The sequence below is a fragment of the Halobacillus litoralis genome (genome assembly GCF_020524025.1).
Lineage (GTDB): Bacteria > Bacillota > Bacilli > Bacillales > Halobacillaceae > Halobacillus > Halobacillus litoralis_D.
Window position 1 is genome coordinate 223,602 of the sequence record NZ_JAIVKN010000001.1, and the last position, 24,788, is coordinate 248,389.

Sequence of the window (24,788 nt, forward strand, 5' to 3'; positions counted from 1 at the left end):
TAGATTTTTCTGACTCTTTGTTGTATGTTAGAAGAGGGGGGCATTCGATGAAAGGTCACATGTTGATAAAAGATATTCTGCAAAGAAAGCATTTTGCTTCTGCTTCCGTTATTGCTGGTGAAGACGGGATCGACCGGATGGTTAAGTGGGTCCACGTTTTTGAAATGATTGAGGTGAAAGGGAATCTCAAAGGTGGTGAACTTGTCCTATCGACAGGTTTTGGCTGGAAAGATGATGACACGTTATTCCTATCCTTACTAGAGCAGCTCATTGAACGGGAGGTTTCAGGATTATGTATTGAGATGGGGAGTTTTGTTACTTCACTTCCAGATGAAGCCATCGCGTTAGCAGATCAACATAGTTTTCCAATCATTCTATTTAATGAGGAAGTTTCGTTTGTTGAAATCACTCAGGATATCCATGCGGAGCTGATCAATGATCAGTATGAGAAGATTTCCAGTTTGGAGGATTATTCTCAACGACTAAATAAAAGACTGCTCTCACTCGATAACTATTTTGATATTCTTAAGAACCTGCAGCAATATGTAAATTGTCAACTTGTGTATATAGCTAAAGACCATACTATTGTCACAATTCCGGCTCTTCGTGACAAGGAACGCGAAAAAACACTCGCTGAACTCAGTACACCTGAAGGATCGTCTGCCAGGTGGGTGTTAAAGCAGCCCGTCCAAGTGTTTGAGCGTGAATTTGCTACCATATACCTCATGTGTAATCGAAGGGTACTGGGTGAATTTGAGTCACTCTTGCTCGATCGTACAGCTACTGCTCTCGCTCAATACCTATTACGTGAGCTTTATACTGAGGAAAAAAGGAAAGCGAAAGAAACAGAATGGCTCATTGAATGGCTGCAGGGCGAACATACTATAGAAGATATTCAAAATCGTTTAGCTTATTATAAATTGAATCATACTCTTTCAGGCGGTATCGTCCTTACAATAAAAGTAAACATGAAAGACCAGCAGAAATCCAACCCCGATGTCACCTATTTAAATATGCTGATCCAAAATATTTTTGATCAGAATGGTTATTATGTATTTCCAGTTGAAAGGCGTCACCTGCTGACTTTTATTCTCTTAAATAGAAAAGGAGAGGAAGATTGGAAGAAGCGCATGAAGAAAGGTCTTGAGCGTTTAAGGAATATCAGTCTGCTTAATGACTCCAGTATTTCTTCTTTTCATATTGCAGCCGGGAAATACATCAAAGAATTAAATCAATTGCATGAAAGTTTTACAACAGCCCAGGAAACACTCACACTTCAAAGCAAACTGCCAAAGGATCAGCACAGGTGTTTTTATGATGATATGCACATGTATCGGTTGATATCTCTTGTACATAAACATAGCAACTTAGGAGCATTAGTGGAAGAATATTTGGAGCCTATCATTGAGTATGATCAAAAAAACAACACCAATCTGCTTGAAACTCTGCGTGTATATATGGCCTGTAACGGGTCAAAGAAGGAAACAGCGGATAAGGTTTTTGTCGTCAGGCAGACCCTTTATCACCGATTGGAGAAATTAGAAAAACTGCTGGGTGAGGATTTTATGGAGTGTGAAAAGAGGCAGGTCATTGAATTTGCTTTATTGGCACATGAGTATCAACAGGCAGTATATTCCTAGAGTAGAAAAAACACCTATTCCCCGTGAATAGGTGTTTTCTAGTTTGGATATCATTGGATGACCTGATTTCGAGACTCTAACATAAAAGGTCCGTAGGCATTATGTGAAACAGGAAGAAGGAAGGTTTGACACAATGTCTAATGAAACTGGTTTACATTTGTTAGATAATTGAGACAATTCTAAATATAATTGGATGCTATATAAGGAGGGTTCTCCATTGACCAAAGCGGATGTTAAAAATGAAATGCTGACAAAGGATGAAAAGTATATCTGGCACTCGATGAAGCCTTATCAGCCACAGAATACAATGGTTGCAAAAGAGGCAAAAGGTTCATGGATTACAGATGTTGAGGGGAATAGGTTCCTTGATGCCATGTCAGGGTTATGGTGTGTCAATATAGGATATGGACGGGAAGAACTGGCACAGGCCGCCTATGACCAGCTGAAGGAACTTTCATATATGCCGATGACTCAGAGCCATGAGCCTGCTATTAAGCTTGGTGAAAAAGTTAGCGAGCTTTTGGGGGATGACTACGTTGTGTTTTTCTCTAACAGTGGATCAGAAGCAAATGAAGCCGCCTTTAAAATGGTCCGGCAGTATCATCAGCAGAAGGGGGACCATTATCGTTCAAAATTTATCTCCCGTTACCGGGCTTATCACGGAAACTCTACGAGTTCCCTGGCAGCAACCGGACAGGCTCAGCGTAAATATAAATATGAGCCATTAGGACCCGGTTTTTTACATGTCGCGCCGCCTGATGAATACCGAAATGATCATAGTGAACGGGACCGCTGGGGAGCAGAGGAGATCGATCAGGTAATGAAATGGGAGCACAGCGAGTCTATAGCCGGTGTGATTATGGAGCCGATTATTACAGGTGGCGGAGTGATTATGCCCCCGGAGGACTATATGAAAGAAGTGAAAAAAATCTGCGATAAGCACGGAGCTCTATTGATTGTAGATGAAGTTATCTGCGGTTTTGGTCGAACGGGCAAACCCTTTGGTTTTATGAATTACGGAGTGAAGCCGGATATCGTTACGATGGCGAAAGGGATTACGAGTGCTTACCTTCCTTTATCAGCCACTGCTGTTAAACGGGAAATCTATGAAGCGTTCTGCGGGGATGACACGTACGACTTTTTCAGGCATATCAATACATTTGGTGGAAATCCTGCTGCCTGTGCTGTTGCGCTTAAAAATATCGAAATTATGGAAAAAGAAAATCTCTTTGATCGATCAAGACAATTGGGGGACAGGATGAAGAATGAATTACTTCATCGGCTGCAGACTCATCCACATGTAGGGAATGTGCGGGGAGAGGGTCTTTTAATTGGAATTGAAATGGTCGAAGACAAGGCAGGTAAGGAACCATTGGCCATCGAAAAAGTGAATCAGGTGATCAGTTATTGTAAGAAGAAGGGAATAATCATTGGAAAGAACGGCATGACGGTTGCCGGTTTTAATAATGTCCTGACTCTTGCACCGCCTCTGTCCATTGAAGAAGAAGATGTAAACTTTTTATTGGAAACATTCGTTGAGGCTGTTCATACTCTTTAGTCAGGAACAGGAGGTTGAAAGAGTGCGTATTGGTATTCCTAGAGAAATAAAGAATAATGAGAACCGTGTAGCCATAACTCCAGCGGGTGCTGTGAACTTGTTAAATGAAGGACATCAGGTGTTTGTAGAAACACTGGCAGGAGAAAGATCCGGTTTTTCTGATGACGACTATAAAGAAGCGGGTGTGACCATTGTGGATTCAGCAGAGGAAGCATGGTCGCAGGAAATGGTTCTTAAAGTAAAAGAACCACTTGCTGAAGAATATGATTATTTTTATGAGGGACTCATCTTATTTACGTACCTTCACTTGGCAGCAGATGAAGAGCTGACGAAGGCGCTTGCGAAGAAGAAGGTAGTCGCTATTGCTTATGAAACGGTTCAGTCCGCGAATGGATCCCTCCCGCTTTTGACTCCAATGAGTGAGGTAGCCGGGCGAATGGCGACACAAAAAGGAGCTCAATTCCTGGAACGGATTCACGGAGGGAAAGGGATCCTTCTTGGGAGTGTCCCTGGTGTTAAAAGAGGAAAAGTTACCATTATCGGCGGCGGTGTAGTAGGAACAAACGCTGCCAAAATAGCTGTAGGACTTGGTGCAGATGTAACGATTATTGATTTGAGTCCTGAGCGGCTTCGTGAGCTGGACGATATATTTGGTTCGGCCATTAATACGCTGATTTCTAATTCTTATAATTTGAGTGAAGCCGTTCGAGAATCTGATCTAGTCATTGGAGCTGTTCTTATTCCCGGGGCTAAGGCACCTAAACTCGTGACAGAAGAGATGATTAAGTCGATGAGCAAAGGAAGCGTGGTTGTTGACGTAGCGGTTGATCAGGGAGGGATTGTTGAAACGGTTGATCACGTTACAACTCATGATGACCCTGTTTATATTAAGCACGGAGTAGTTCATTACGCCGTTGGGAATATGCCTGGCGCTGTTCCGCAGACTTCGACACTGGCATTGACAAACGTTACGATTCCCTACGCTGTCCAGATTGCTAATAAAGGCTATCAAAAAGCATGTTTGGAGAACGAGTCATTGTTAAAAGGGGTTAATGTTGTGAAGGGCAGTGTGACTTATAAAGAAGTAGCTGAAGCTCACGATATGGACTTTGTAGATGTGAAAGATGCGCTCGGACCTAAATCATTTGTCTGACCAGTAGTCAGGAAGCATAAAAAAGGGAATGGGATAATGAAACCATTCCCTTTTTTATTTATATCTGACTTTAGGATTTGTACCTCAGAATACCTGGTTGAATCCTATATGTTCCACTTGGGAATAGTATAAAAATCAACAAAAAGGAGGAACTTGAGTGAAAGCAGCATGGTTTGAGCAGTTTGGTCGAGCAGAGGATGTTTTGAAAACTGGTGAGAAAGAGCGTCCTGTGCCGGGTCCTGGAGAAGTCCTCATAAAAATGAGAACATCAGGGGTGAATCCCTCTGATACCAAAAAACGGGACGGAGCTTTTCAAGATTTACTTGATGGCGGCCCGGTCATACCTAACAGTGATGGGGCCGGGGTGATTGAAGAGGCCGGACTGGGAGTTCCTCACTCCAGAATCGGGGAGAGGGTATGGGTGTATCAGGCGCAGTTTCAAAGAAAACATGGGACCGCCGCCGAGTATCTTGCTATCGATAGTAAGCGGGCGATCCGCCTGCCCGAGCACATAGATTTTGATATTGGGGCGTGCCTGGGTATTCCTGCAATGACGGCTCACCGCTGCGTTTTTGCAGATGGTCCGGTTGAAGGACAGGTTCTTTTTATTACTGGTGGAGCAGGAAGAGTAGGAAATTATGCGATCCAGTGGGCTAAATTAGCCGGTGCGACCGTCATCTCAACAGCAAGTAATTCAGAAGCTTATCATTATTGTATCGAAGCAGGTGCGGATCTCGTTGTCGATTACAAGGAAGAATCCATGGTGCAGGAGATTCTTGACTTTACCGGCGGAGCACGTGTCGACCGCGTCATCGATGTGGAATTCGGAGCTAATCTCCCGAGAGTGTTGGAACTCATTAGAGTGGGTGGAGTGATTGCGACTTATTCTTCCATGCTTGTCCCTGAACCGAAGCTTCCTTTTCGACAAATGATGTTTATGGATTTAACGGTTCGAATGGTGATTGTTTATGCAATGCCTGAACATGCGAAACAAGCAGCAATTCAGGATATTACATCAGCTCTGAATGAAAACAGGCTCATCCATCGGATTGCTGAGACATTTCCTTTGGAAAGGATCGCTGATGCGAACAACCTTATAGAAGAGGGAAACCAATATGGATGTGCAGTCATTCGGTTGGGAGAAGAATAACTAAACTTAGTATTAGAGGTCTATAGTGTGTGAGAACCTAATATTTTATGATAAAGGCATTTATCATATTTTAAAGGGGATCCCCAATTATGGACATCTTAAGTCAGTTTACTCCTTATGTAGGTTTGGCTGTGGTTTTGTATGCTATACGGCAGACTGAACGCGTTTCTAATCGTTTTATTCCAACCATTGCTATCATTCTCGGTATTGCTTTTTCCTTTTGGGAAAATGGTTTTAGTCCTGATTCTGCTGTTACAGGGCTCAAATATGCACTGCTTGGTATAGGAACAGTAGCAGGCATTAAATATTTTATTGAAAAAAGAGAGGATCAGTCGAAGAAATAGAAAAGAGCGGGCGCTTACTGGAAGCGTCCGCCTTTTTATTTTTTTGTCAGTATAGGACGAAGGTTAAGTTCGAGTAATATGGAGTCCGGTTAATTTTGTCTTTTTGCGAGCCTTAAAAATAAACGAGGTAGATGACAAGGGTTAATAATAATCGATAGACAGCAAACGGAATGAGCCTGACACGATTAATTAAATGTAAAAAGAACTGGATTGATAGAAGAGCAAAAATGAATGCACTAAAAAAACCGACTGTAAGAAAAGGAAAAAGATCTGTAGTAAAAGAAGTCATATTTTTAATTAAGGAGAGTGTACTTGCTCCAATCATAATTGGAACAGCCATGATAAATGTAAAGTCAGCGGCTGCACGGTGGCTCAAGCCGACAAGGACCCCTGCAGAAATGGTTGCACCAGAACGTGAAAAACCCGGCCAGAGGGATAGACACTGAAACAACCCAATGGTAAAAGCCTGTCTGTAGGTTAGTTGGTCAATTGTCCGTAAAGAATCTTTCGGTTTTCTCAGGTCTGCGACAATCATTAAAAGCGCACCAATGACCAGACCAACCATCACCGTTTGAATAGTGAACAAATAGTTATCAATATAGTCTTCAAGCAGGAAGCCGATGAGCGTGGCAGGGAGAAGACCGATCAAAATGTGGTTCATACTTAAACGTTCCTGTTTTCCTGGATTCCTGAGAAGTAAATCACGAAACCGTTCATGAAATACGACAACAACAGCGAGTATGGAACCGAGCTGGATGACAATTTTAAATGTATTTGCTGCTTGTCTGCCAAGAAAATCATCGGAATGAAGCCACATTTCATCGACGAGAATCATGTGGCCGGTGGAAGAGATAGGAGCAAACTCAGTCAATCCTTCAAACATGCCAAGCAGAACAACCTTAAGAAATTCTATAAGTTCCATGCGTATCTCCTTATAATTTCCTCTTTGAATAGTAGAATAGGAAGATTAGAAAGAAAATGACTAACGCTGTCGTAATGATGGTGGAGTAATAGTGGATCAGCGTAACGACCTCAGGCCAAGATTGTCCAAGTTTCACGCCGGCTGTAACAAGGATTGTGTTCCAGGCAGACGTTCCAATTAGAGTGAAGAGGACAAAGGGGAACAGGTTCATTTTCGTCATTCCAGCTGGAAATGAAATCAAGCTGCGGACCAGTGGTATCATTCGACCAAACATAACAGCCAGGGGCCCGTACTTTTTAAACCATGATTCAGCTCTATGAACATCCGCCACATTTATTCTTACAACCTTACCCCAGCGTTTCAGGAATCTGTTTAACTTCTCCTCATCTAAATAGGCCCCGAAACCGTAAAGGACACATGAACCAATTAAGGAACCTGAAGTAGCATAAAACAACATCCATTTAAGAGACAGTTGGGTCTGAGTCGTTAAAAAACCACTGAAGGGAAGAACCACCTCTGATGGGATGGGCGGGAATATGTTTTCTAATGCCATCATAAAGAACACACCAAGGTAGCCGAATTCTTCCAACACATCCATGATCCATTGCACCATGCCGTTCCCTCGCTGTCTTCTATAGTCAATAAAGCATATCGAAACTAAGAAGAATTTAGAACCAAGAGGAGGAGGATATCTAGTTCATTCCTATGATGGCCTTTAACTCTTCGGTATTCAGCATACTCCAGGAAAAGTCCACCCCGTATTCCGACCAGTTCACACCGGATATCCATCCGGATAGAAAGATGCCTCCAAACATGAGAGTATAAATGAAAATCATCAAACCATAATACTCGATGGAATCACGATTAAATTTCTTCATATTTTTCTCCTTTGTCGTTGTGCCGACATTGTATTCTTTTCCTTCTCTTGGTAGAAATAGTATAGCAGGTGCAGGATTTAGTAGATAGAGGTCTTAAAATAAAGTTTGAACGGAGAAAAACGTACGAATTCTATTAGTCAGGCCTTTGCTTAGCTTCTCAGCCAAATAAAAAAGACGAGCGTAAAAACTCGTCTGAGTGGGGGATGGTTGGATTATACTTTAACTTTACTGTTCTCTACGGACTGCAAGGGCGATCCCGCCTAATAGAGAAAGACTCATCCCGAACAACGCATATGTAGCAAACGGTGCTGAGGTCTCTGGAAGTTCGCCGCCTTCTTCTTCGTCATTGGCCATTGTGTCTTCTTCGGAACTTTCTCCTTCGTCATCGACCATTGTGTCTTCTTCAGAACTTTCTTCTTCCATGTCTCCATCATCGGAACTCATATCTTCTGATGAATCGCTCGATGAACCATAGTCAGAGTCTTCACAAGGAATGCCGTCACCATCTCCATCTAATCGTTCAGGATCATTTTCGGCAGAATATCCTTTTTCATCCCAATATGCTTTCGCTTCTTCTTCAGAACCAAAATCAGGACAGTCTTTATCTCCGTCATGATTATCGGCACTGACAACGCCAAAACTGCTGAAAATCAAACTAAGTGCAAATAGACCAGCGAATAGTTTTTTCAAATAAATAAACTCCCTTAATGATGGATTAACCATCACCCCTTGGTAATATTTGTATATCTGTTATCTCTTTTCCTTACTTATCGTCAAAATAAACCATATTTTTGGAAAAATCTTATGATTTTGTTCTGAAGGAACATAATCAGAGGATCATTAAGTTTCACGTGTTTTAGATTCATTCGTAGAGAAATAAAAAAGCATGAGGCTTTAAGCCTCATGCTTTTAGTTGCTCTGCAGTTGTTTTTTCTTACGTGCTTTTTCTTTTTCAATCTGCTTACTGCGCAGTTGTCCGCAGGCAGCATCGATATCGGTTCCATGTTCTGTACGGACGCCGCACTTAATCCCGCGGTCCATCAACGTTTGATAGAACGTAAGGATAGCTTCTTTTTCACTGCGTTCATAAGGGTGGTCAGCAACAGGATTATAAGGAATAAGGTTCACATAAGATAGGTGTCGCTTATCCTTCAGCAGGTCAGCAAGCTGCTCTGCTTCCTTTTTATGATCGTTGACGTCTCTCAGAAGGATATACTCAAATGTAATCCGTCGGTTCGTTTTCTCAAGGTAGTAGTCAATCGCCGGCATTAATTTCTCCAATGGGTATGCCCGGTTAATCTTCATGATTTGAGTACGCAATTCGTTGTTTGGAGCATGAATGGAAAGTGCCAGATTAATCTGAATTCCTTCATCAGCAAATTCGTACATTTTCGGAGCAATCCCACTTGTCGAAACGGTAATATGGCGGGCACCAATGGATAAACCTTTCTTATCATTGACAACTTTCAAAAAGTCGATCAAGTTGTCGTAGTTATCGAAAGGTTCACCAATACCCATAACAACAATGTGACTGACACGTTCGTCATTGCCCTGCTTATCCAAATGCTGCTGGACCTGCATAATTTGTTCTACAATTTCACCGCTTGTAAGGTCCCGGCTTTTGCGCAGGATTCCACTTGCACAGAAGGAACAGCCGATATTACAGCCGACCTGAGTGGTCACACAAACTGAAAGTCCGTAGTTAAAGCGCATGAGTACTGTTTCTATGACGTTTCCGTCGTCTAATTTAAATAGGAATTTAACCGTTCCATCTTTAGATTCTTGTTTAATCTCTTCAGATAATGTCTCTATCGTAAAGTGTTCTTCAAGAAGATCGATGCAGGATTGGTTAACATTCTTCATCTGTGAAAATTCGGTTACACGTTTCTGATATAGCCAGTCCCAAACTTGTTTGGAACGGAACTTTTTCTCACCATGCTCTATAATCCAATCTGTCAATTGTTCAAACGTCAATCCGTATATGGATCGTTTCATATATACGCTCCTCTAAAAAAAAATCGCTATTCCTATAATAATCGATTTGGATAACAGAAACAACCTCAAAGTGAATGGGATTATTATACAGATGGTAAATGTTCGTTAAGTTAGGAAAATGGATGTGTTTTTCGACTATTAGGTTATAGAAAAAAAGAAAGGGGAATGAAGATTCCATCACTAAGAAACGCTGAGGGAGGGTTCCTGATGTTCACCATGAATGATATACCAATGTTTATACTTAATTTCTTCTTAATCCTTCCACTTGTTACCCTCGTACATGAAGCAGGGCATGTTGTTGCAGCCCGTTTATTCGGCGGGAAGATTCACTTTTGCATAGGTACAGGAAAGATGATGTTTCAACTCGGATCATTTGAAGTAAGACGGATGTACTTTATGGAGGGCTGGTGTCAATACAAGGATTTGAGATATAACAAAACGTGGGCACACGTTTCTATATATTTAGCTGGAAGCTTATTTAATTTACTTGTGATTTTAACTTTGAATCTCCTTATTAGTCATAAGGTAATCCCAGTTGATCTCTTTTTCTATCAGTATTCCTACTTCTCGTTTTACTTTATCTTCTTCTCTTTGTTTCCTTATAGGAATGGGGATGGAAAACCGAGTGATGGAATGGCTATATATGACGTGATCCGTCATGGAAAGACATCAGATCCAATTGATTAATAGGAAAGAAAACAGCCGGAAGAACACTTCTCCCGGCTGTTTTTTACTCCTTTTCATCAATTTCGTACAGCAGCGTGCGATTCATAAATCCACCATGTTCCTTGCGGCGGTGCTGGCGGATATGTTCAAGCTCTTCTATAGATGCTCCGTGGGCATAAGAAAGAGCGTGGATAACTTCAAGAAGATCGGCAAGTTTTGTCAGAGCATTCCTGCTGTCCTTTGGATGTAAATAGTCCTGCATCTCTTCTTTTAGTTTGTTCTTTAAATATTGATTGTACTCTGCAGGACCGAGGGTTCTAGTCCGGAACGCTCTGCCGGATGTTTCAAGCATCTGGGGAATGTTATCACGTACGAGCTTCATAGGTTTGTAATCACTCAATGCTTTTCTCTCCTTTCAACTATACCTTTCCTTAACCGATTATTGTGTCGAAAAAACTTTTATTCGTTAATCATCTATAAGAAATCTGATTATGGTCGGATACTTGGAAAAATCCCATGTTCAGTCATTCTTTTATAAAAAATTTCTGGTAAGAGAGGACAGATCAACATAGTTGAAGGAAGATAAGTGTGACAAAAGTAGAGAGATAGATAATAAATAAGGTGAAAGGTCCCAGTTTAACTGGAATATGGCTGTGGAAAACAAGAGAGTAAACAAAGGAGGAGATAATCATGAACATCATTCGCTCAATCATCCATACTATTGTAGATATCCTTCTATTTATTCCACGTACACTTGGAAGATTAATAAAGAAGATTGTTTAAATAAAAGGAAGACGCCCGTCCAACAATGATGGAGCGTCTTCCTTTTATTTATATCTTGTGAACTTTTAAATAAACGCAGCGACAGTATGAGAGGGTTTCAATTCAGGCGGTTCCATCTATGTTGGTTAAAAAAATATCGTTAGGGAAAATTATATAAGTAAGGTGTCTGCAACTAACAGAACATAGAAACGTGAGTGTCCGTTCAGTATCCATGACCTGGTCACTCTGCACATGGACCAAGAGATTTTATTTTTCCACTTGTAATAGCCTTAAGATTGATTGATGGCATAAAGACTTGTAGTAAGCGTGCAGGTCATCTTCGTCTCTCATCAACCACTGAATTAGAGAACCGTCAATGATACTGCGAATGCTGTGCGCAGCTTGTTCTTTGTCAGAGACACGAAATATCCCTTCATTAATGCCCTGATTAACAATATCTGTACCTAAAGACCAGCAGTTCTCATAAAATTGCCGGTTAATCTCTTGGTAACGTTGATGATTCTTTGATTGGGATAGGAAATCTAAGTAAACACGGTAAAAGGTTTTATTTTCTTCAGGGCTTATGAAAACTTGATTTATATAAGCTTCTAATTGTTCAAGTGCGGTGTTTTTTTCTTTAATTGAAGCCGCTTCTTTTTCATAAATTCTTGTGGTAATCCATTCAAGAAGGTGGGCGAAAACATCCACTTTATTCTCAAAGTAATAGTTGGTTACTCCCTTGCTTACATCTGCATAGTCCGCAATATCCTGGAGGGTTACAGACTCGTATCCTTTGTCTGACACTGCATCAAAAGCTGCTTTCAAAATCTGTTGTCGTCGTTGTTCTGCTTTCTTCGCCATTGGTTAACCTCCATAAAGTTCATTAAGTGTAGTATACAAGATGATCACCAACAAGGTAAATAGTTAAACTGACCAGACAAAATAATTTGACCAGTCAGTATAATTTGTAATAGGATGAAGGTAATCCAAGTAAGAGAGGGGAATAAATGTTATGTCTGAAAATTTCAAGGCGTTAGTTGTGAATAAAACGGAAGAGGATTTCACGGTTAATGTAGAATCTCTAACTTTCGATGACCTACCTGAAGGAGACGTGTTAATCCGCGTTCATTATTCCAGCGTCAATTATAAAGATGGTCTGGCAAGTACTCCAAATGGAAAAATTGTTCAATCTTATCCTTTTGTACCTGGTATAGATCTTGCGGGGACTGTTGTTTCCTCTCAGGATGACCGTTATGAAGAAGGGCAGCAGGTCATTGTGACAAGCTATGAACTGGGCGTATCCCACTATGGAGGATATAGTGAATATGCGAATGTCCCTGGTGACTGGGTTGTGCCACTTCCGGAAGGGTTAACACTGAAAGAGGCAATGGCATTTGGTACAGCTGGATTTACGGCAGCTCTATCTGTCCAAAAGCTGGAGGAAAGCGGGCTTACGCCGGAAGATGGACCTGTTCTAGTCTCAGGTGCTACCGGTGGTGTTGGAAGTATGGCTGTAGCTATGCTTGCAAAAAGAGGTTATGACGTAACCGCAAGTACCGGTAAGGAATCAGAACATGGTTACCTTAAAGAGCTAGGTGCCAAAGATATCGTTTCTAGAGAAGAAGTAACACCAGAGAAGCTCCGTCCTCTTAGTAAACAACGATGGGCAGGTGCTGTGGACCCAGTGGGTGGTAAAACGCTGGCTTCTATTCTAAGTAATACCCAGTACGGCGGCTCTGTTGCTGTTAGTGGTTTAACAGCCGGTATCGATGTTCCGACCACTGTTTTTCCATTTATCCTTCGCAGTGTAAACCTGCTGGGTATTGATTCTGTCTACTGCCCTCGTGACCTGCGCGTGTCATTATGGAATCGAATCGCAGAAGACCTGAAACCTGAAGGGCTGGAAGAGATTATGAATGAGGTATCTCTCAACGAACTGCCTCAAACTTTATCGGATATTCTTAAAGGTAAGACACGCGGGAGAACGGTTGTAAATCTAACAAATGAAGATTCTTAAATCGATTTGTTAAAAGGCCCAAATTTCTGATTGAAGGCAGATCATAAGAGGATAGTTCGTCCATTACGGGACGGACTATCCTTTTTTATTGTTGGTGGTGATTTTTTTTAAGAGAGTCATTTACGTATAGCTTGCAATTCATAATGACCTTTCTTATGCTCACGATAAGTTCATTGAGCAAGTTCAGTATAGAAGCATAAAAGGGGATTAACTATGCCGGTTATTAAACACAGCCTATATATTCAGGCACCTGTAGGAGTATGTTTCGACCTTGCCCGCAATGTTGATATTCATACAAAGACAACATACTCAACAAAGGAAGAAGCAGTCGGAGGTGTAACAGAAGGTTTGATGGAAGAAGGGGACAGTGTCACTTGGGAAGCGACTCATTTTGGAATCCGTCAAAGATTGACAGCAAAAATTATCCGGATGGATCGGCCAAATGAATTTGTAGATGTAATGGTCAAGGGTGCTTTCAAATCCTTCACTCATACTCATCAGTTTATTGACGACGAAAATGGGACGTTGATGATCGATATTTTCGAATACGAGTCTCCTCTTGGAGTCTTGGGCAGGCTGGCAGATCGGTTGTTCCTGGAAGATTATATGAAGAAATTCATCATTCAACGTGCAGAAGAGTTGAAGAAGTTCGCCGAACAGGTGTAACCAAATTCCTATTCACATCGTAACTTGGTTTTGACTTTTTAATATTGTATTAACAGAGATCCATTTGCTACATTGGATAATCTCATTTTATGTAGATTATTGTAAATATATGAAAAATACTAATTCTAAAAGTCTATCGGATTTCAGTGCTTTACAGGTCAATGGAACGGTTTGTGTTAATGATTTGTAAATTCAGACGATTCTCACCTCCTGTATGTTACTTTAAAAACGTTGAGTAAAACACACACATCACAGGGGGCTTACAAATGAAGAGGAACACTTGGTTTGTCGGAGCATTGGTTTTTATACTTGCTGCCATAGGAATGCCGGTTTTACATTCTGCACAGGCAGCAGAAAAAAATGATATCGTCATTAATGAAATTGCCTGGATGGGCACAAATGTGAGTTATAACGATGAATGGGTGGAACTATACAATACGACAGATTCATCTGTTTCTTTAGAAGGCTGGACGTTAAATGCAGCAGACGGTTCTCCTCAAATTACTTTATCTGGTGCGATTCCAGCAAATGGGTATTACTTGTTAGAAAGAACGAGTGATGCAACCGTACCTGAAGCTGAGGCAGACGTGATTTATTCTGGTTCTTTAAGTAATTCCGGAGAAACATTGGAATTAAATGATGGAACACAAGTGATTGACAGCGTCGATGCCTGGTATGCAGGTGACAATAGTACAAAAGCAACAATGGAGCGTGAAGACCCTCAAGTGAGTGGTACGAGCAGCTCAAATTGGACTACAGCTACAAATACATATTCAGAAGGTATAGGTACACCGAAAGCGGCAGAAACGGCCGCTGCAGGATGTCCAACGGAAGCTGAACAATTAAATAACATAAGTGATGATCCAGGAAGCATTAACGTTTACTTTAATAAATGTGCGTATGATAATTATGCCTCAGCAGGCAACGAAGCGAATTATAACGTGAATCTAGAAGATCGCTTAATTCATCGCATCAATCAAGCCACAACGTCGATTGATCTTGCAACCTATGAAATCAATCTGCCGGAAGTCATTGATGCGCTGATGGTTAAAGCAGCCGAAGGGGTCGATGTCCGAGTAATAGCAGACGCTAAAGACGGCAGTGATCCGCACTATGCAGAACGCTATAAGACAATGCGTCTTTTTGTGGAAAAATTAGTACGTGGTCAAGATAACGTAATTGGAACGAATGATGATACGACAGTATTCTCTGATTCTATTATGTTAGCAGTCGAAGATGAAGCCCTTCGCCAGCAATATGGCCTTCCAACCTCAACGACTGGAATGAATGAAGTGACAGTCGAAGTAGGAAGCGGAACAGAGACAGGATACCTGCTTGCCGATGCTGAGCAGAAAAGTGCCGGAAGCTATTATTCCCCAGGTAATCAAATGCATAACAAATTCGCTGTCATTGATGGTAAATGGGTGTTTACAGGAAGTTGGAACTTTACAGTTACGGGACTCTATGGTTCTGAAGAAAATAGGCAGAATGATGTCCTAGGAGGAAACACACAGCACGTAGTTGAATTGAATTCAAGCGACCTTGCCAGTGTTTTCAAGACAGAATTTAATGAAATGTGGGGAAGTAATGGGTTGAATCCAGACCCCCTTGCTTCTAACTATCATGGTCGTAAGATTGATAATACACCTCATACGGTTAATGTAGGTGGTAAAGAAGTGGAGGTTTATTTCTCAGCGGGGGATGACGCCGTCGGACAAATGACCTCTTTGGTAAAAAATGAAGCGGACTACAGTAGTTACTTCTCTATTTTTGCCTGGAGTGATCAAGCCCTGGTAGATGAACTGAAATACAAGTGGGAAGGGTCTTACAATGACCTTGAGGGAAGCCTGACAGGATTTGACGTGCGTGGTGTTTTCGATCAAAGTTTTTGGAATCAGTGGTGGTCTGCATCCATAGAAATGACAGGCCGCACAGCAAGCCAAACGTCCACAAACAATCCAAACGTGAGGTGGAACAATGCGGCGCCTGTATATGAAGATCAAGAAGACCGGAAAATGCATGCCAAGACAATGTTAATTGATGCAACACACCCAACAAGCGATCCAACCGCCATTATCGGTTCAACAAACTGGAGTACAAATGGAAATGACATCAATGATGAGAATATGCTGTTCATTCATGATGCCGGAGTAACGAATCAATTCTTACAGGAATTTTATGCTCGTTATGACGCAGCAGGCGGTCAAATTCCATCTCAATAAAATAGGTAATGATAACGGGTTCCTTTCGTTTATAGACGAGAAAGGGACCTGTTTTTTTATGATACAGTCTCAAAAGTTCCCACTGTATATAAAAAAGACCTTTCCAGCTAAAGAGAGGTCTTTTCTACATTTACAGGCTTTCACAAACCAGTCCATCCTTGTCATTTCCATCTAAGCGGTGCGGGTCTGACGCAGGACCGCCGGCAGCTTCATAGAATGCCTGGGCTGATTCCTGAGTAGAAAAATCACTGCAGTCGCGGTCAGGACCCTCTGGATCGTAGGGCAGTCCGGAGGTATTGGGAGAATCCGGTGTTTCTGGCTCTGATGTTTCCTGTTCCTTTGATCGAAACCCATTGTCAGTCACATATCCGTCGATGCTCCATATTCCTTTTTGCTGACGTTTGGCCCGGTTTTCAGCTGTCTTCATATCTTCTGCATGAGTGTAGGGGGGATGATAGACATAAGCATAACGCGCAAGCCCTTTTTCGATCAGTTCCTGATTATAAATTTCCCCATCCAGCCAAATATAAGCAAGCAGCCGGTCATACCGATCACGTTTAGGCCCATCATATTCAATTCTCACTCTTTCTCCTGAAAGGGTTTCTTTGGCGTAAGCACTTGCTTCCCGACCAAATGGCTGCACTGGTTTATCAGGGTGTACAGTCTCAGGTGTGTCGACCAGCAGTAATCCATATAAAGAAAAATGCCAACAGGGGCAGAGTGTTGATCAATAACCGTTGACAAACACTGTGAATTTTCGAGAAACTAGAAGCAATCAGATTAATAGGGAGAGATACATATGGCATTTGTCATTACACAACCATGTGAAGGGGAACAAGCAGGCGAATGTGTAACTGTCTGTCCAGTCGATTGTATTGAAAAAGGGGAAGACCAGTATTATATCAATCCTGATCTATGTATAGATTGTGGGGCTTGTGTTTCCGTTTGTCCTGTAGATGCAATTGTTGAAGAATACGAGTTGAGACCAGAGGAAGAACCGTATTTGGAGAAAGCTGAAAAGTTTTTTGGGAATATATAAAAAAGACTGCCGACAGGGCAGTCTTTTTGTTTGGGTTCATTCATAAAAATACTAGATTTTAAACCTCTTTTTTAAGAAGTACATTTAGGAAAGAGGAAATAAGGGTATAGGTCTAGAAAGGTATTATTATCATTTATTTCAGGAGTTGATTAGATGCTGAAGTCACCCTATCCACCCGAAGAATCCTTTACAGACAGATACGTGCTCATTGAGGAATTATTAAGGGATTTTGGGTACACCGAAGATCTTCTTGGGAAGAAGACCGATGAAATGACACTGCCAGAGTTGCAGCAAATCTACATCAACTTGGAGTACCAAAAGAAAAGAACAGGAGAAGGATAATACAAAAGCCGGAGTATGAACTCCGGCTTTTGATATGGAGAGACCGGTGAGCGGCGATGATTAAGCGTGATGTGTTACCGGCGATCTCTATAAAGAGTATAGTCATTATATAGAAATAATAAACAAAAAACCAGAGCTCTTTTATCGCTCTGGTTTAATAGAAAAAGTATAACAAATAAAAGCTTCCTTTTTTTGCTATACTTCCTCAAATGCTTAACCATTCCTATTCTGGAAAAACAATGTTCCGGCAGGATTTTTCTACATCAGGCTCAATGAATAATGAACCAGAAGGTGGTGAATACCTCTGGTTCTTTTTCTTTGATTATTTTTGATTACTCAAACATCCATTGTCTGGCGTCTGATGATCGATGGACCACTTCAAAACGGGTAGCAGCGGTCCAATCGAACAAATCAAATTAGCTATAGAAAGAAGCTCCTACAATAATCAAAAGGATGAACAAAACAACGATTAGTACGAAAGTGCTTCCTCCGTAGTAACCGCCATAACCGCCGCCGTAACCGCAGCCACCATACCAGCCCATGTCTTTCACCACCTTTATTTATGCTATATGACAAAATATGTCGGTGGAGTGAATAGTGGAAGGGCGAATGACTAGTTACCCAAAAAGAACGTGTCTCTTTCCTTAAAATCAGGAGGTTGCTTTCTCATTGCGCTCATTTAATTCCGCAGGACGCAGCCAACGAACCTTTTCCTGGTTTGTCCGGTACCCATCCAATGTATCTTTCATTTCTGTAAGATGCTGTGTCATTGTCATTGCTGTCATGTCAAGCTCCATCATTGTTGCCTGCTGTTCCATAATTTTCTCTGACGACCCTTCAGTTTTCAAAGATAATCCATGTGTCATTTCCTTCAGTTCCTGGAACGTATTTTGAAAATGATGTTTCTCTTCAATCACTTTCTCTGAATGCGAACGGACCTCAACAGTATCCTCGTGCATAGATAAAATGTTTGTCAGCACTTCGTCAAAAATATTTGTCATCTCATCTGCTTTTACTCTTCCTTCATTCAGGTAACGAGTCTCATCTGCAAATGATTGCTTTTGATGTTCTATGCTGTTGTTTGCTTGATTAATCACAGATTCTATTTTACCGGCACTTTCTTTAACTTGTTCAGAAAGTTTGCGGATTTCATCAGCAACTACGCCGAATCCCCTGCCATGCTGCCCGGCCCGTGCAGCTTCAATCGACGCATTTAACGCGAGAAGGTTGGTCTGATTGGAGATGTATTCGATAGACTTTAAAGCCTCTGTAACTTTTTCCATCTGTGTCAGAAGTTTTTCATTGAATTTTCCAAATTGCTCCGTAGCAGAAATGATTTCTGAAAAAACTTGATTGAAGGCATCGACTTCCTGCTTTCCCTTTATAGAAAGGCTTTGGACATGTGTGGATTTATGATTCGTCGTATCGATCATTTCTCCAAGGGATTCAATCATTTGATCGATCGTTGTCATCTGTTCATTAAAACGGGTAAGCAGGGTTTGCTCGGTTTGAATATCTTCCACCATCTCAGCCAGTTGAGAATTAACGAGTTCTGATGTGTGTGATGATTGTTGATTCATCGTATTCAGGTGCTCGTGATGTGCCTCTACGTGGCGGAGTTCTTCTAAAACTTTGGTAATAGCCTGTGTATCCAAAGATTCATCAGTTTCTTCCTTAACATCTTGCTCCGTGGTTGTTTTGTTTGTTTTTTTCTTGAAGTAAGCTCCCGCGGTCATGAAAATTCCTGTTAATAACAGAAAGCCTATCCAACTGAACTCAGGATCAGTTAAGAAGGGGAGGAGGTAGGATAAAGCTCCATATAAGAGGATGAAGCCCGCAGCAAAAAAGTTCATATTTTTTCTAAGTAAGTTCATATAAAGGCTCTCTTTCTATTAACATTGAGGACATTATTTAACCGTAAGGAAAATGGAACACCGATTAAATACACCATGGAAACTTTAATTAAATTAAAAGGGACAATAACATAAAGGACAGCTGTCTTAAAATCTGTAGCTAAAGGATTGAAAGCAGTGAAACCTTCAATATATTGTGCTTCACTGATTCCTAACAGACCCATAATGGAAGGAAGAATAAAATAGAAGTTCAACAGATACATAGCCGTCAGGAAAATCATAATGGAAATCGTATAGCTCACAGTGTTGAGCCTTTTTTGTATGTAGTAGATGGTTCCAATGAGGCCGACCATTAATGACCCAGACAGGAAGTTGGCAATCTGTCCCACGGGGAGTCCAACATAACTGCCATGAGAGACGTAATCTACAATGTTCTTTAAGAACTGAATCAATATGCCGGCGAGAGGTCCCATAGTAAGAGCCCCTACTAAAGCGGGAATATCACTTAAATCCAGTGTTAAAAATAAAGGGAAGAACGGGACGGGGAACTTAAAATAATACAATATGATGCTGCAGGCCGAGAGTATACCAATTGTTGTCATCGTCCTCAAGGGGATTCGTTTCATGCATCTTTCTCCTTTTCTTATGTCTATATATTTTATAGGAAAATGATCTTTTCTATGGTTCGACAACCAAATAATCCAATAATTTAGTGGATGTCTAATAGATTTCAAAACACAAACAGGGGGACAATATCTGGAATGCTCATGTCTAAGCTGCAGCTTCCAGCACCGGGCACAATCCATCTCCTCTCAATAGTGGAGATCCAGTCTATCCCCCTCGTAGTAATATCAAACGATTCATGTAAGAGAGTAATAGACTTAGAAAGAGGTTTTACCAGAAAGAAAGATTCATTTTCATTATACTCATTCCTCTTCTTGAACAACTCATACTCAAAGTAAACGACTCAATGGTCAAGAGGTTTTACGTCAGGCTCGCAATTGAGCTGGTATGTGGTTTTAACAACTGTACAGCCTGATCCACAATTTTAGGGTTTGACGTTTTTGCACCTTTGAACTTTCGATTTTCTTCAACTTCGTGGATGCCGAACCCCTCCATGTCATAAGCCACCATCATCGACTTGAAATTAGGTGCATCGACAACCAGGAACCATTCACGTACGAGACTGCTCTTTGGTGGGAGGGCGATGTAATTAATTCCGTCGTTTTCATCCATCTGTGTATCGGCTTCTCCGAAGATATGTACATCTGAGTATTCTGTCATGGCCTGAAAGCGGTCAATGACGTTTTTAGATCGGGAAAGTTTTTGGAAACCTGCATACACTTGTCCCTGTAATTTTTTCATTAGAACCATATTCTCCATCATTAAACACATATACTCCAACTGGGGAACTTTACTTTCAAATTTCATTGAACTTTGCTGCAGCTGAGAAAGCCCGGCCTTACTCAGATCGTTTGTTTCAGCTTCAACAGAACCAAAGCATTCATGGAACAATGATATTTCTTCAATTTTCATGTTTTCTGCCTCCTAAAAATTTTTATGCTTTAAGTGAGTATAAAGATTCAATTTGGGTGTTTGACTGAATCTTTTGATGTAGGATTAAATACCCTCTTTCCATTATAGCAAACATCCTTATTATAGTTTTTCTTTTCTGAATTTTTCGGTTGATTTTCTTATGAATTGAGATAAAAAAGAAAAAAAGAAAGTTGTGGAAGAGCTACTGAAGCCAATCACATCAAAGGTGTAAGCGCTTCATCTTTATTTTTAATAATTGCATTGTTCAGAAAATTTAATTAAAACCTGTTGACCTTCTCCTGAAATCCGTTTAAAGTAGTCCTCAATCAACCACATCGACCGCAGCAAATCGATCGGTTGGTTCATGTGGAAAGCCCTGACTTGGACCCTGAAAAATAAAACATATTTTTACAAAGGGTCCGATTTTTCTTTAACATTCTTTAATCAATTTAAACATTAAACTATAAAAGAAAGGAGTGCTGAGAATGAGCAGCCAATGGATTTATATGAGCGGCGAATATGTAAGGAAAGAAGAGGCCGTCGTATCCGTCTATGACCATGGTTTTTTATATGGAGATGGGGTGTTCGAAGGAATTCGTGTTTATGATGGAAACATCTTCAAACTCGATGACCATCTGGACCGCCTTTATGATTCTGCAAAATCTATCATGCTTCAAATTCCATATGAAAAGGAGGAGCTTGAGGAGATTATTGCTGAAACGGTTCGCAAAAACCAATTGGAGACGGCTTATATTCGCGTCGTTGTATCCCGCGGAGCTGGAAACCTTGGACTTGATCCAGCAACCTGCGCGGAGCCCAGACTGGTTGTCATTGCTGAAGCACTCGCTTTGTTTCCGAAAGAATTATATGAACGAGGCGTCCGGTTAGCTTCTGTGTCCTACCGCAGAAACCGCCCGGATGTATTACCTCCACAAGTGAAATCATTGAACTACCTGAATAATATTCTTGTCAAAATGGAAGCCAATCAAAAGGGCGTGGATGAAGCGCTGATGCTGAACGACCAGGGGTATGTAACGGAAGGATCAGCAGATAACATTTTTATTGTTAAAAAAGGCACGATTTATACGCCTCCTACTTATTTAGGAGCCCTTGAAGGAATCACTAGAAATGCAATTATGGATCTGGCTGAAGAGAAAGGTTACAAAGTTAAGGAACAGCCATTTACACGTCATGATGTATATGTAGCTGATGAGGTGTTCTTAACAGGTACCGCCGCTGAAGTCATTGCTGTAGTTGAAGTGGACCAGAGAGAGGTTGGAGATGGAAAACCAGGTGTAATTACCAATCATCTGCTTTCAGAGTTCAGAAAGATCACGACAACAGACGGTTACAAAGTGTACAGCAAAGACCAGGCGCACGTAAGCTGACGCTAAATGATATTTGACAATTAAATCCTTTTAAACACGAAGATAGGAATAAAGGAATAAAGCTTTGTATTCCCAGAGAGCCGGGGTTGCTGGAAGCCCGGAAATACATCTTATTCCGACATCATCCTTGAGTGTCCTTGCTGAACGGTTATCAAGTAGGCAGGACCAGGTGTCTCACAGCACCTGTTATCAAAAGGAGTTCTTAGAACTCCATAAGGTGAAGCCTTTTGGCTTCATAAATGAGGGTGGTACCGTGGAAGTATAGAGAGACCTTTTCACCCCTCACTTTCTTATAACACAAACGTGCTATAGGAATCTGAGGAGGAAGAAGGTCTCTTTTTTATTCGACAAAAGTCAAGTTCTTCAACTATAAAAGCTGACGATTACATCCATATCAACACAGGAGGGATGAAAAAATGAAAGCACAGGCAAGTGCGGAAGAAAAAACCGCAGCAAAGACAGGAGCCGATCTGCTCGTGGAAGCGTTAATTGGTCAAGGTGTTGACACGTTATTCGGATATCCAGGAGGAGCGGTTCTGCCGATTTATGACGCGATCTATAGAGCGGAGGGAAGTTTTGATCACGTTCTTCCAAGACATGAACAAGGAGCTATTCACGCCGCTGAAGGATATGCACGTGTTTCCGGCCGCGCGGGTGTTGTAATCGGAACCTCGGGTCCAGGGGCAACAAATTTAGTTACTGGAATTGCTGATGCGATGATGGATTCTATTCCGCTTGTCATCTTTACAGGGCAGGTTGCCAAAGGGGTCATCGGTACAGATGCTTTTCAGGAATCTGACATCATGGGAATTACGACACCAATAACTAAACATAATTATCAGGTTCAGCAGATCGAAGACTTACCGAGAGTCGTAAAGGAAGCTTTTCATATCGCGACTACCGGTCGTCCTGGTCCTGTCGTTGTTGATATTCCAAAAGATATCAGTTCAACAGCCTGTCTTGAGGATGTAAGTGATGAATTTCACCTCCCGGGCTATCAGCCTAATCTGAAACCGAACCCGCTTCAGATTAATAAACTGCATGAAGCTCTTGTAGAGGCAAAAAAACCAGTCGTACTTGCCGGTTCAGGTGTCATTCACGCAGGGGCATCTGAAGAATTAAGAACTTTTATCAGGAATTATCAGCTCCCTGTGACAACAACCCTTCTTGGACTTGGCAGTTATCCCGGAAGTGATCCTTTGTCACTTGGAATGGCAGGCATGCACGGAACATATTCAGCAAACATGGCTTTGTATGAGTGTGATTTGCTGATCAACATCGGTTCAAGATTTGACGATCGATTAACAGGAAATCTGAAATACTTTGCTCCAAATGCAACGATTGCTCATGTGGATATTGATCCAGCTGAGATCGGAAAGAATCTTCCAACTCAAATTCCTATCGTTTCTGATGCGAAGGCAGCTTTAAGCTCTTTAAACAGCAAGCCTGTGAAAGGTCTCGATCATAAAGGCTGGATGGACAGTATTGAAAAAAACAAGTTGGATTATCCGCTGTGGCATGAACAGTCGGAAGGGGAAATCGCTCCCCAATGGCTGCTGCAAAAGGTTTATGAATACACCGAAGGCAAAGCAGTTGTAACTACAGACGTAGGTCAGCATCAAATGTGGGCTGCGCAATATTATCATTTCGATGAACCGAATCGATGGGTAACATCCGGCGGATTAGGGACCATGGGGTACGGGTTCCCGGCGGCAATCGGAGCGCAGCTGGCAGACAGGGACTCCACCTGCGTCGCCGTTGTTGGTGATGGTGGTTTTCAAATGACACTCCAGGAACTTTCCGTATTGCAGGAAAGACGACTTCCGGTGAAGGTGTTAATTGTAAACAATCAATCACTGGGAATGGTGAGACAGTGGCAGGAAAAGTTCTATAGTGAACGGTATTCCCAGTCGATCATCGATACTCAGCCTGATTTTGTGAAGCTGGCAGAAAGCTACCAAATACCGGGATATAAGATCGAGACTCAGGAACAATTGTTGGAAATGCTGCCGCAAGTGCTTACGGATGATCAACCGGCAGTGATCGACTGTCGTGTCCTTAAGAAAGAAAATGTCTATCCAATGATTGCACCTGGAAAAGGACTACACGAGATGATTGGGGTGAAACGATGAAGCGAATTGTCACAGCGATCGTTCATAATCGCAGCGGCGTCCTCAACCGGGTGACCGGTTTACTCGCAAAAAGGCAGTTTAATATTGAGAGCATCTCGGTCGGGCGAACAGAGACCGAGGGAGTTTCTAAGATGACGTTCGTTGTGGATGTTGAAGATGATCGAAAATTAGAGCAGTTGACGAAGCAGTTAAACAAGCAGATTGATGTTCTAAAAGTATCTGACATTACTGATAAGGCGATTGTTGCCAGGGAACTTGCGATGGTTAAGGTGATCAGCAACCCTCAAATCCGCAGCGAGATTCAAGGTATCATTGAGCCTTTCCGGGCAGCAATCATTGATGTCAGTAAAGAAAGTGTCACGGTGCAGGTGACTGGAAAATCCGATAAAGTCGATGCGCTCATCGATCTTTTAAGGCCATATGGCATTAAAGAACTTGCCCGCACGGGTCTGACAGCGTTCACCCGTGGTCATCAACCACAAGTGGCAGAATTTAAATCATACTCTCTACTAAAATAACTTTTTG

The 24,788-nt window shown here is 41.6% G+C and carries 26 protein-coding genes; 14 read left to right on the forward strand and 12 right to left on the reverse strand.

Annotated elements, in window-relative coordinates:
• Positions 1-47: 47 nt before the first annotated feature.
• The 5 genes from LC036_RS01250 (at position 48) to LC036_RS01270 (ending at position 5,845) form a co-directional block, all read left to right on the forward strand.
• The gene (locus tag LC036_RS01250; RefSeq protein WP_226577062.1) at positions 48-1,640 is read left to right on the forward strand and encodes a PucR family transcriptional regulator; all 1,593 of its coding nucleotides are present in this window, start codon (positions 48-50) and stop codon (positions 1,638-1,640) included.
• Between the two features lie 217 nt (positions 1,641-1,857).
• Complete coding sequence (locus LC036_RS01255) at positions 1,858-3,198, forward strand: aspartate aminotransferase family protein (RefSeq protein WP_413229806.1); 1,341 nt, start codon at positions 1,858-1,860, stop codon at positions 3,196-3,198.
• Positions 3,199-3,220: 22 nt separating this feature from the next.
• Positions 3,221-4,351: an alanine dehydrogenase gene (gene ald / locus LC036_RS01260; RefSeq protein ID WP_226577069.1), complete on the forward strand. Its 1,131-nt coding sequence runs from the start codon at positions 3,221-3,223 to the stop codon at positions 4,349-4,351.
• 157 nt (positions 4,352-4,508) lie between these two features.
• Entirely contained in the window at positions 4,509-5,501 is a 993-nt protein-coding gene (locus LC036_RS01265) for an NADPH:quinone reductase (RefSeq protein ID WP_226577072.1), read from the forward strand.
• Positions 5,502-5,590: 89 nt separating this feature from the next.
• A complete protein-coding gene (locus tag LC036_RS01270) occupies positions 5,591-5,845 on the forward strand; it encodes a phage holin family protein (protein ID WP_226577075.1) in 255 nt (84 codons plus the stop codon).
• A gap of 112 nt (positions 5,846-5,957) precedes the next feature.
• Here the strand turns inward: LC036_RS01270 and LC036_RS01275 are convergent, their stop codons facing one another.
• From LC036_RS01275 to rlmN, 5 genes are all read right to left on the reverse strand, one after another.
• Positions 5,958-6,767 carry an undecaprenyl-diphosphate phosphatase gene (locus LC036_RS01275; RefSeq protein ID WP_226577078.1) on the reverse strand — a complete coding sequence of 270 codons (810 nt, stop codon included), beginning with the start codon at positions 6,765-6,767 and terminating at the stop codon, positions 5,958-5,960.
• Positions 6,768-6,777: 10 nt separating this feature from the next.
• Positions 6,778-7,380, reverse strand: a complete 603-nt coding sequence (locus LC036_RS01280; RefSeq protein ID WP_226577080.1) for a DedA family protein — start codon at positions 7,378-7,380, stop codon at positions 6,778-6,780.
• A gap of 79 nt (positions 7,381-7,459) precedes the next feature.
• Positions 7,460-7,645 carry a hypothetical protein gene (locus tag LC036_RS01285; RefSeq protein ID WP_226577083.1) on the reverse strand — a complete coding sequence of 62 codons (186 nt, stop codon included), beginning with the start codon at positions 7,643-7,645 and terminating at the stop codon, positions 7,460-7,462.
• Between the two features lie 225 nt (positions 7,646-7,870).
• Positions 7,871-8,335, reverse strand: coding sequence for an excalibur calcium-binding domain-containing protein (locus LC036_RS01290; RefSeq protein WP_226577086.1), 465 nt, complete (start codon positions 8,333-8,335; stop codon positions 7,871-7,873).
• A 219-nt stretch (positions 8,336-8,554) separates the two neighbouring features.
• Positions 8,555-9,640, reverse strand: a complete 1,086-nt coding sequence (rlmN, locus tag LC036_RS01295; RefSeq protein ID WP_226577089.1) for a 23S rRNA (adenine(2503)-C(2))-methyltransferase RlmN — start codon at positions 9,638-9,640, stop codon at positions 8,555-8,557.
• Positions 9,641-9,847: 207 nt separating this feature from the next.
• On the opposite strand from rlmN, the gene LC036_RS01300 reads away from it, so the two are divergent.
• Positions 9,848-10,327, forward strand: coding sequence for a M50 family metallopeptidase (locus LC036_RS01300; protein WP_226577092.1), 480 nt, complete (start codon positions 9,848-9,850; stop codon positions 10,325-10,327).
• Positions 10,328-10,370: 43 nt separating this feature from the next.
• On the opposite strand, the gene LC036_RS01305 is transcribed toward LC036_RS01300, so the two are convergent.
• A complete protein-coding gene (locus LC036_RS01305; RefSeq protein WP_226577095.1) occupies positions 10,371-10,706 on the reverse strand; it encodes a nucleoside triphosphate pyrophosphohydrolase in 336 nt (111 codons plus the stop codon).
• A gap of 629 nt (positions 10,707-11,335) precedes the next feature.
• A complete protein-coding gene (locus LC036_RS01310; protein WP_226577098.1) occupies positions 11,336-11,929 on the reverse strand; it encodes a TetR/AcrR family transcriptional regulator in 594 nt (197 codons plus the stop codon).
• 151 nt (positions 11,930-12,080) lie between these two features.
• On the opposite strand from LC036_RS01310, the gene LC036_RS01315 reads away from it, so the two are divergent.
• The 3 genes from LC036_RS01315 to LC036_RS01325 all read left to right on the forward strand — a co-directional run bounded on the left by LC036_RS01315 (position 12,081) and on the right by LC036_RS01325 (position 15,973).
• A complete protein-coding gene (locus tag LC036_RS01315; RefSeq protein ID WP_226577100.1) occupies positions 12,081-13,085 on the forward strand; it encodes an NADPH:quinone oxidoreductase family protein in 1,005 nt (334 codons plus the stop codon).
• 213 nt (positions 13,086-13,298) lie between these two features.
• The gene (locus tag LC036_RS01320) at positions 13,299-13,751 is read left to right on the forward strand and encodes an SRPBCC family protein (RefSeq protein ID WP_226577103.1); all 453 of its coding nucleotides are present in this window, start codon (positions 13,299-13,301) and stop codon (positions 13,749-13,751) included.
• Between the two features lie 266 nt (positions 13,752-14,017).
• Positions 14,018-15,973: a phospholipase D-like domain-containing protein gene (locus LC036_RS01325; RefSeq protein ID WP_226577106.1), complete on the forward strand. Its 1,956-nt coding sequence runs from the start codon at positions 14,018-14,020 to the stop codon at positions 15,971-15,973.
• A 130-nt stretch (positions 15,974-16,103) separates the two neighbouring features.
• Here LC036_RS01325 and LC036_RS01330 read toward each other — a convergent pair whose 3' ends face one another.
• On the reverse strand, positions 16,104-16,658 hold the full coding sequence (locus LC036_RS01330) for a thermonuclease family protein (RefSeq protein ID WP_226579932.1): 555 nt from the start codon (positions 16,656-16,658) through the stop codon (positions 16,104-16,106).
• A 114-nt stretch (positions 16,659-16,772) separates the two neighbouring features.
• Between LC036_RS01330 and LC036_RS01335 the strand changes: the two genes are divergently transcribed.
• On the forward strand, positions 16,773-17,012 hold the full coding sequence (locus tag LC036_RS01335; protein ID WP_226577109.1) for an indolepyruvate ferredoxin oxidoreductase subunit alpha: 240 nt from the start codon (positions 16,773-16,775) through the stop codon (positions 17,010-17,012).
• A 153-nt stretch (positions 17,013-17,165) separates the two neighbouring features.
• The gene (locus LC036_RS01340; protein ID WP_226577113.1) at positions 17,166-17,354 is read left to right on the forward strand and encodes a hypothetical protein; all 189 of its coding nucleotides are present in this window, start codon (positions 17,166-17,168) and stop codon (positions 17,352-17,354) included.
• A 416-nt stretch (positions 17,355-17,770) separates the two neighbouring features.
• Here the strand turns inward: LC036_RS01340 and LC036_RS01345 are convergent, their stop codons facing one another.
• The 4 genes from LC036_RS01345 to LC036_RS01360 form a co-directional block, all read right to left on the reverse strand.
• Positions 17,771-17,896: a YjcZ family sporulation protein gene (locus LC036_RS01345; RefSeq protein ID WP_226577116.1), complete on the reverse strand. Its 126-nt coding sequence runs from the start codon at positions 17,894-17,896 to the stop codon at positions 17,771-17,773.
• Between the two features lie 108 nt (positions 17,897-18,004).
• Complete coding sequence (locus tag LC036_RS01350) at positions 18,005-19,228, reverse strand: methyl-accepting chemotaxis protein (protein ID WP_226577119.1); 1,224 nt, start codon at positions 19,226-19,228, stop codon at positions 18,005-18,007.
• Positions 19,225-19,833: an ECF transporter S component gene (locus tag LC036_RS01355; protein WP_226577122.1), complete on the reverse strand. Its 609-nt coding sequence runs from the start codon at positions 19,831-19,833 to the stop codon at positions 19,225-19,227. The genes LC036_RS01350 and LC036_RS01355 overlap by 4 nt, the downstream gene beginning before the upstream one ends.
• Positions 19,834-20,191: 358 nt before the next feature.
• Positions 20,192-20,743 (reverse strand): DICT sensory domain-containing protein, encoded by a 552-nt coding sequence (locus LC036_RS01360; RefSeq protein WP_226577126.1) that lies wholly within the window; start codon positions 20,741-20,743, stop codon positions 20,192-20,194.
• 485 nt (positions 20,744-21,228) lie between these two features.
• On the opposite strand from LC036_RS01360, the gene ilvE reads away from it, so the two are divergent.
• The 3 genes from ilvE (at position 21,229) to ilvN (ending at position 24,781) form a co-directional block, all read left to right on the forward strand.
• Complete coding sequence (gene ilvE, locus LC036_RS01365; RefSeq protein WP_226577128.1) at positions 21,229-22,131, forward strand: branched-chain-amino-acid transaminase; 903 nt, start codon at positions 21,229-21,231, stop codon at positions 22,129-22,131.
• A gap of 416 nt (positions 22,132-22,547) precedes the next feature.
• Positions 22,548-24,263, forward strand: a complete 1,716-nt coding sequence (gene ilvB / locus LC036_RS01370) for a biosynthetic-type acetolactate synthase large subunit (protein ID WP_226577161.1) — start codon at positions 22,548-22,550, stop codon at positions 24,261-24,263.
• Positions 24,260-24,781, forward strand: a complete 522-nt coding sequence (ilvN, locus tag LC036_RS01375; protein WP_226577165.1) for an acetolactate synthase small subunit — start codon at positions 24,260-24,262, stop codon at positions 24,779-24,781. Before ilvB ends, ilvN begins: the two co-directional genes overlap by 4 nt.
• Positions 24,782-24,788 lie beyond the last annotated feature (7 nt).

What these genes read in the sequence shown, in the direction of transcription:
- LC036_RS01250 (WP_226577062.1), top strand. Translation starts at nt 48, where the DNA reads ATGAAAGGTCACATGTTGATAAAAGATATTCTGCAAAGAAAGCATTTT.
- LC036_RS01270 (WP_226577075.1), top strand. Translation starts at nt 5,591, where the DNA reads ATGGACATCTTAAGTCAGTTTACTCCTTATGTAGGTTTGGCTGTGGTT.
- LC036_RS01275 (WP_226577078.1), bottom strand. Translation starts at nt 6,767, where the DNA reads ATGGAACTTATAGAATTTCTTAAGGTTGTTCTGCTTGGCATGTTTGAA.
- LC036_RS01280 (WP_226577080.1), bottom strand. Translation starts at nt 7,380, where the DNA reads ATGGTGCAATGGATCATGGATGTGTTGGAAGAATTCGGCTACCTTGGT.
- LC036_RS01285 (WP_226577083.1), bottom strand. Translation starts at nt 7,645, where the DNA reads ATGAAGAAATTTAATCGTGATTCCATCGAGTATTATGGTTTGATGATT.
- rlmN (WP_226577089.1), bottom strand. Translation starts at nt 9,640, where the DNA reads ATGAAACGATCCATATACGGATTGACGTTTGAACAATTGACAGATTGG.
- LC036_RS01300 (WP_226577092.1), top strand. Translation starts at nt 9,848, where the DNA reads ATGTTCACCATGAATGATATACCAATGTTTATACTTAATTTCTTCTTA.
- LC036_RS01310 (WP_226577098.1), bottom strand. Translation starts at nt 11,929, where the DNA reads ATGGCGAAGAAAGCAGAACAACGACGACAACAGATTTTGAAAGCAGCT.
- LC036_RS01315 (WP_226577100.1), top strand. Translation starts at nt 12,081, where the DNA reads ATGTCTGAAAATTTCAAGGCGTTAGTTGTGAATAAAACGGAAGAGGAT.
- LC036_RS01320 (WP_226577103.1), top strand. Translation starts at nt 13,299, where the DNA reads ATGCCGGTTATTAAACACAGCCTATATATTCAGGCACCTGTAGGAGTA.
- LC036_RS01325 (WP_226577106.1), top strand. Translation starts at nt 14,018, where the DNA reads ATGAAGAGGAACACTTGGTTTGTCGGAGCATTGGTTTTTATACTTGCT.
- LC036_RS01335 (WP_226577109.1), top strand. Translation starts at nt 16,773, where the DNA reads ATGGCATTTGTCATTACACAACCATGTGAAGGGGAACAAGCAGGCGAA.
- LC036_RS01340 (WP_226577113.1), top strand. Translation starts at nt 17,166, where the DNA reads ATGCTGAAGTCACCCTATCCACCCGAAGAATCCTTTACAGACAGATAC.
- LC036_RS01345 (WP_226577116.1), bottom strand. Translation starts at nt 17,896, where the DNA reads ATGGGCTGGTATGGTGGCTGCGGTTACGGCGGCGGTTATGGCGGTTAC.
- LC036_RS01350 (WP_226577119.1), bottom strand. Translation starts at nt 19,228, where the DNA reads ATGAACTTACTTAGAAAAAATATGAACTTTTTTGCTGCGGGCTTCATC.
- LC036_RS01355 (WP_226577122.1), bottom strand. Translation starts at nt 19,833, where the DNA reads ATGAAACGAATCCCCTTGAGGACGATGACAACAATTGGTATACTCTCG.
- LC036_RS01360 (WP_226577126.1), bottom strand. Translation starts at nt 20,743, where the DNA reads ATGAAAATTGAAGAAATATCATTGTTCCATGAATGCTTTGGTTCTGTT.
- ilvE (WP_226577128.1), top strand. Translation starts at nt 21,229, where the DNA reads ATGAGCAGCCAATGGATTTATATGAGCGGCGAATATGTAAGGAAAGAA.
- ilvB (WP_226577161.1), top strand. Translation starts at nt 22,548, where the DNA reads ATGAAAGCACAGGCAAGTGCGGAAGAAAAAACCGCAGCAAAGACAGGA.
- ilvN (WP_226577165.1), top strand. Translation starts at nt 24,260, where the DNA reads ATGAAGCGAATTGTCACAGCGATCGTTCATAATCGCAGCGGCGTCCTC.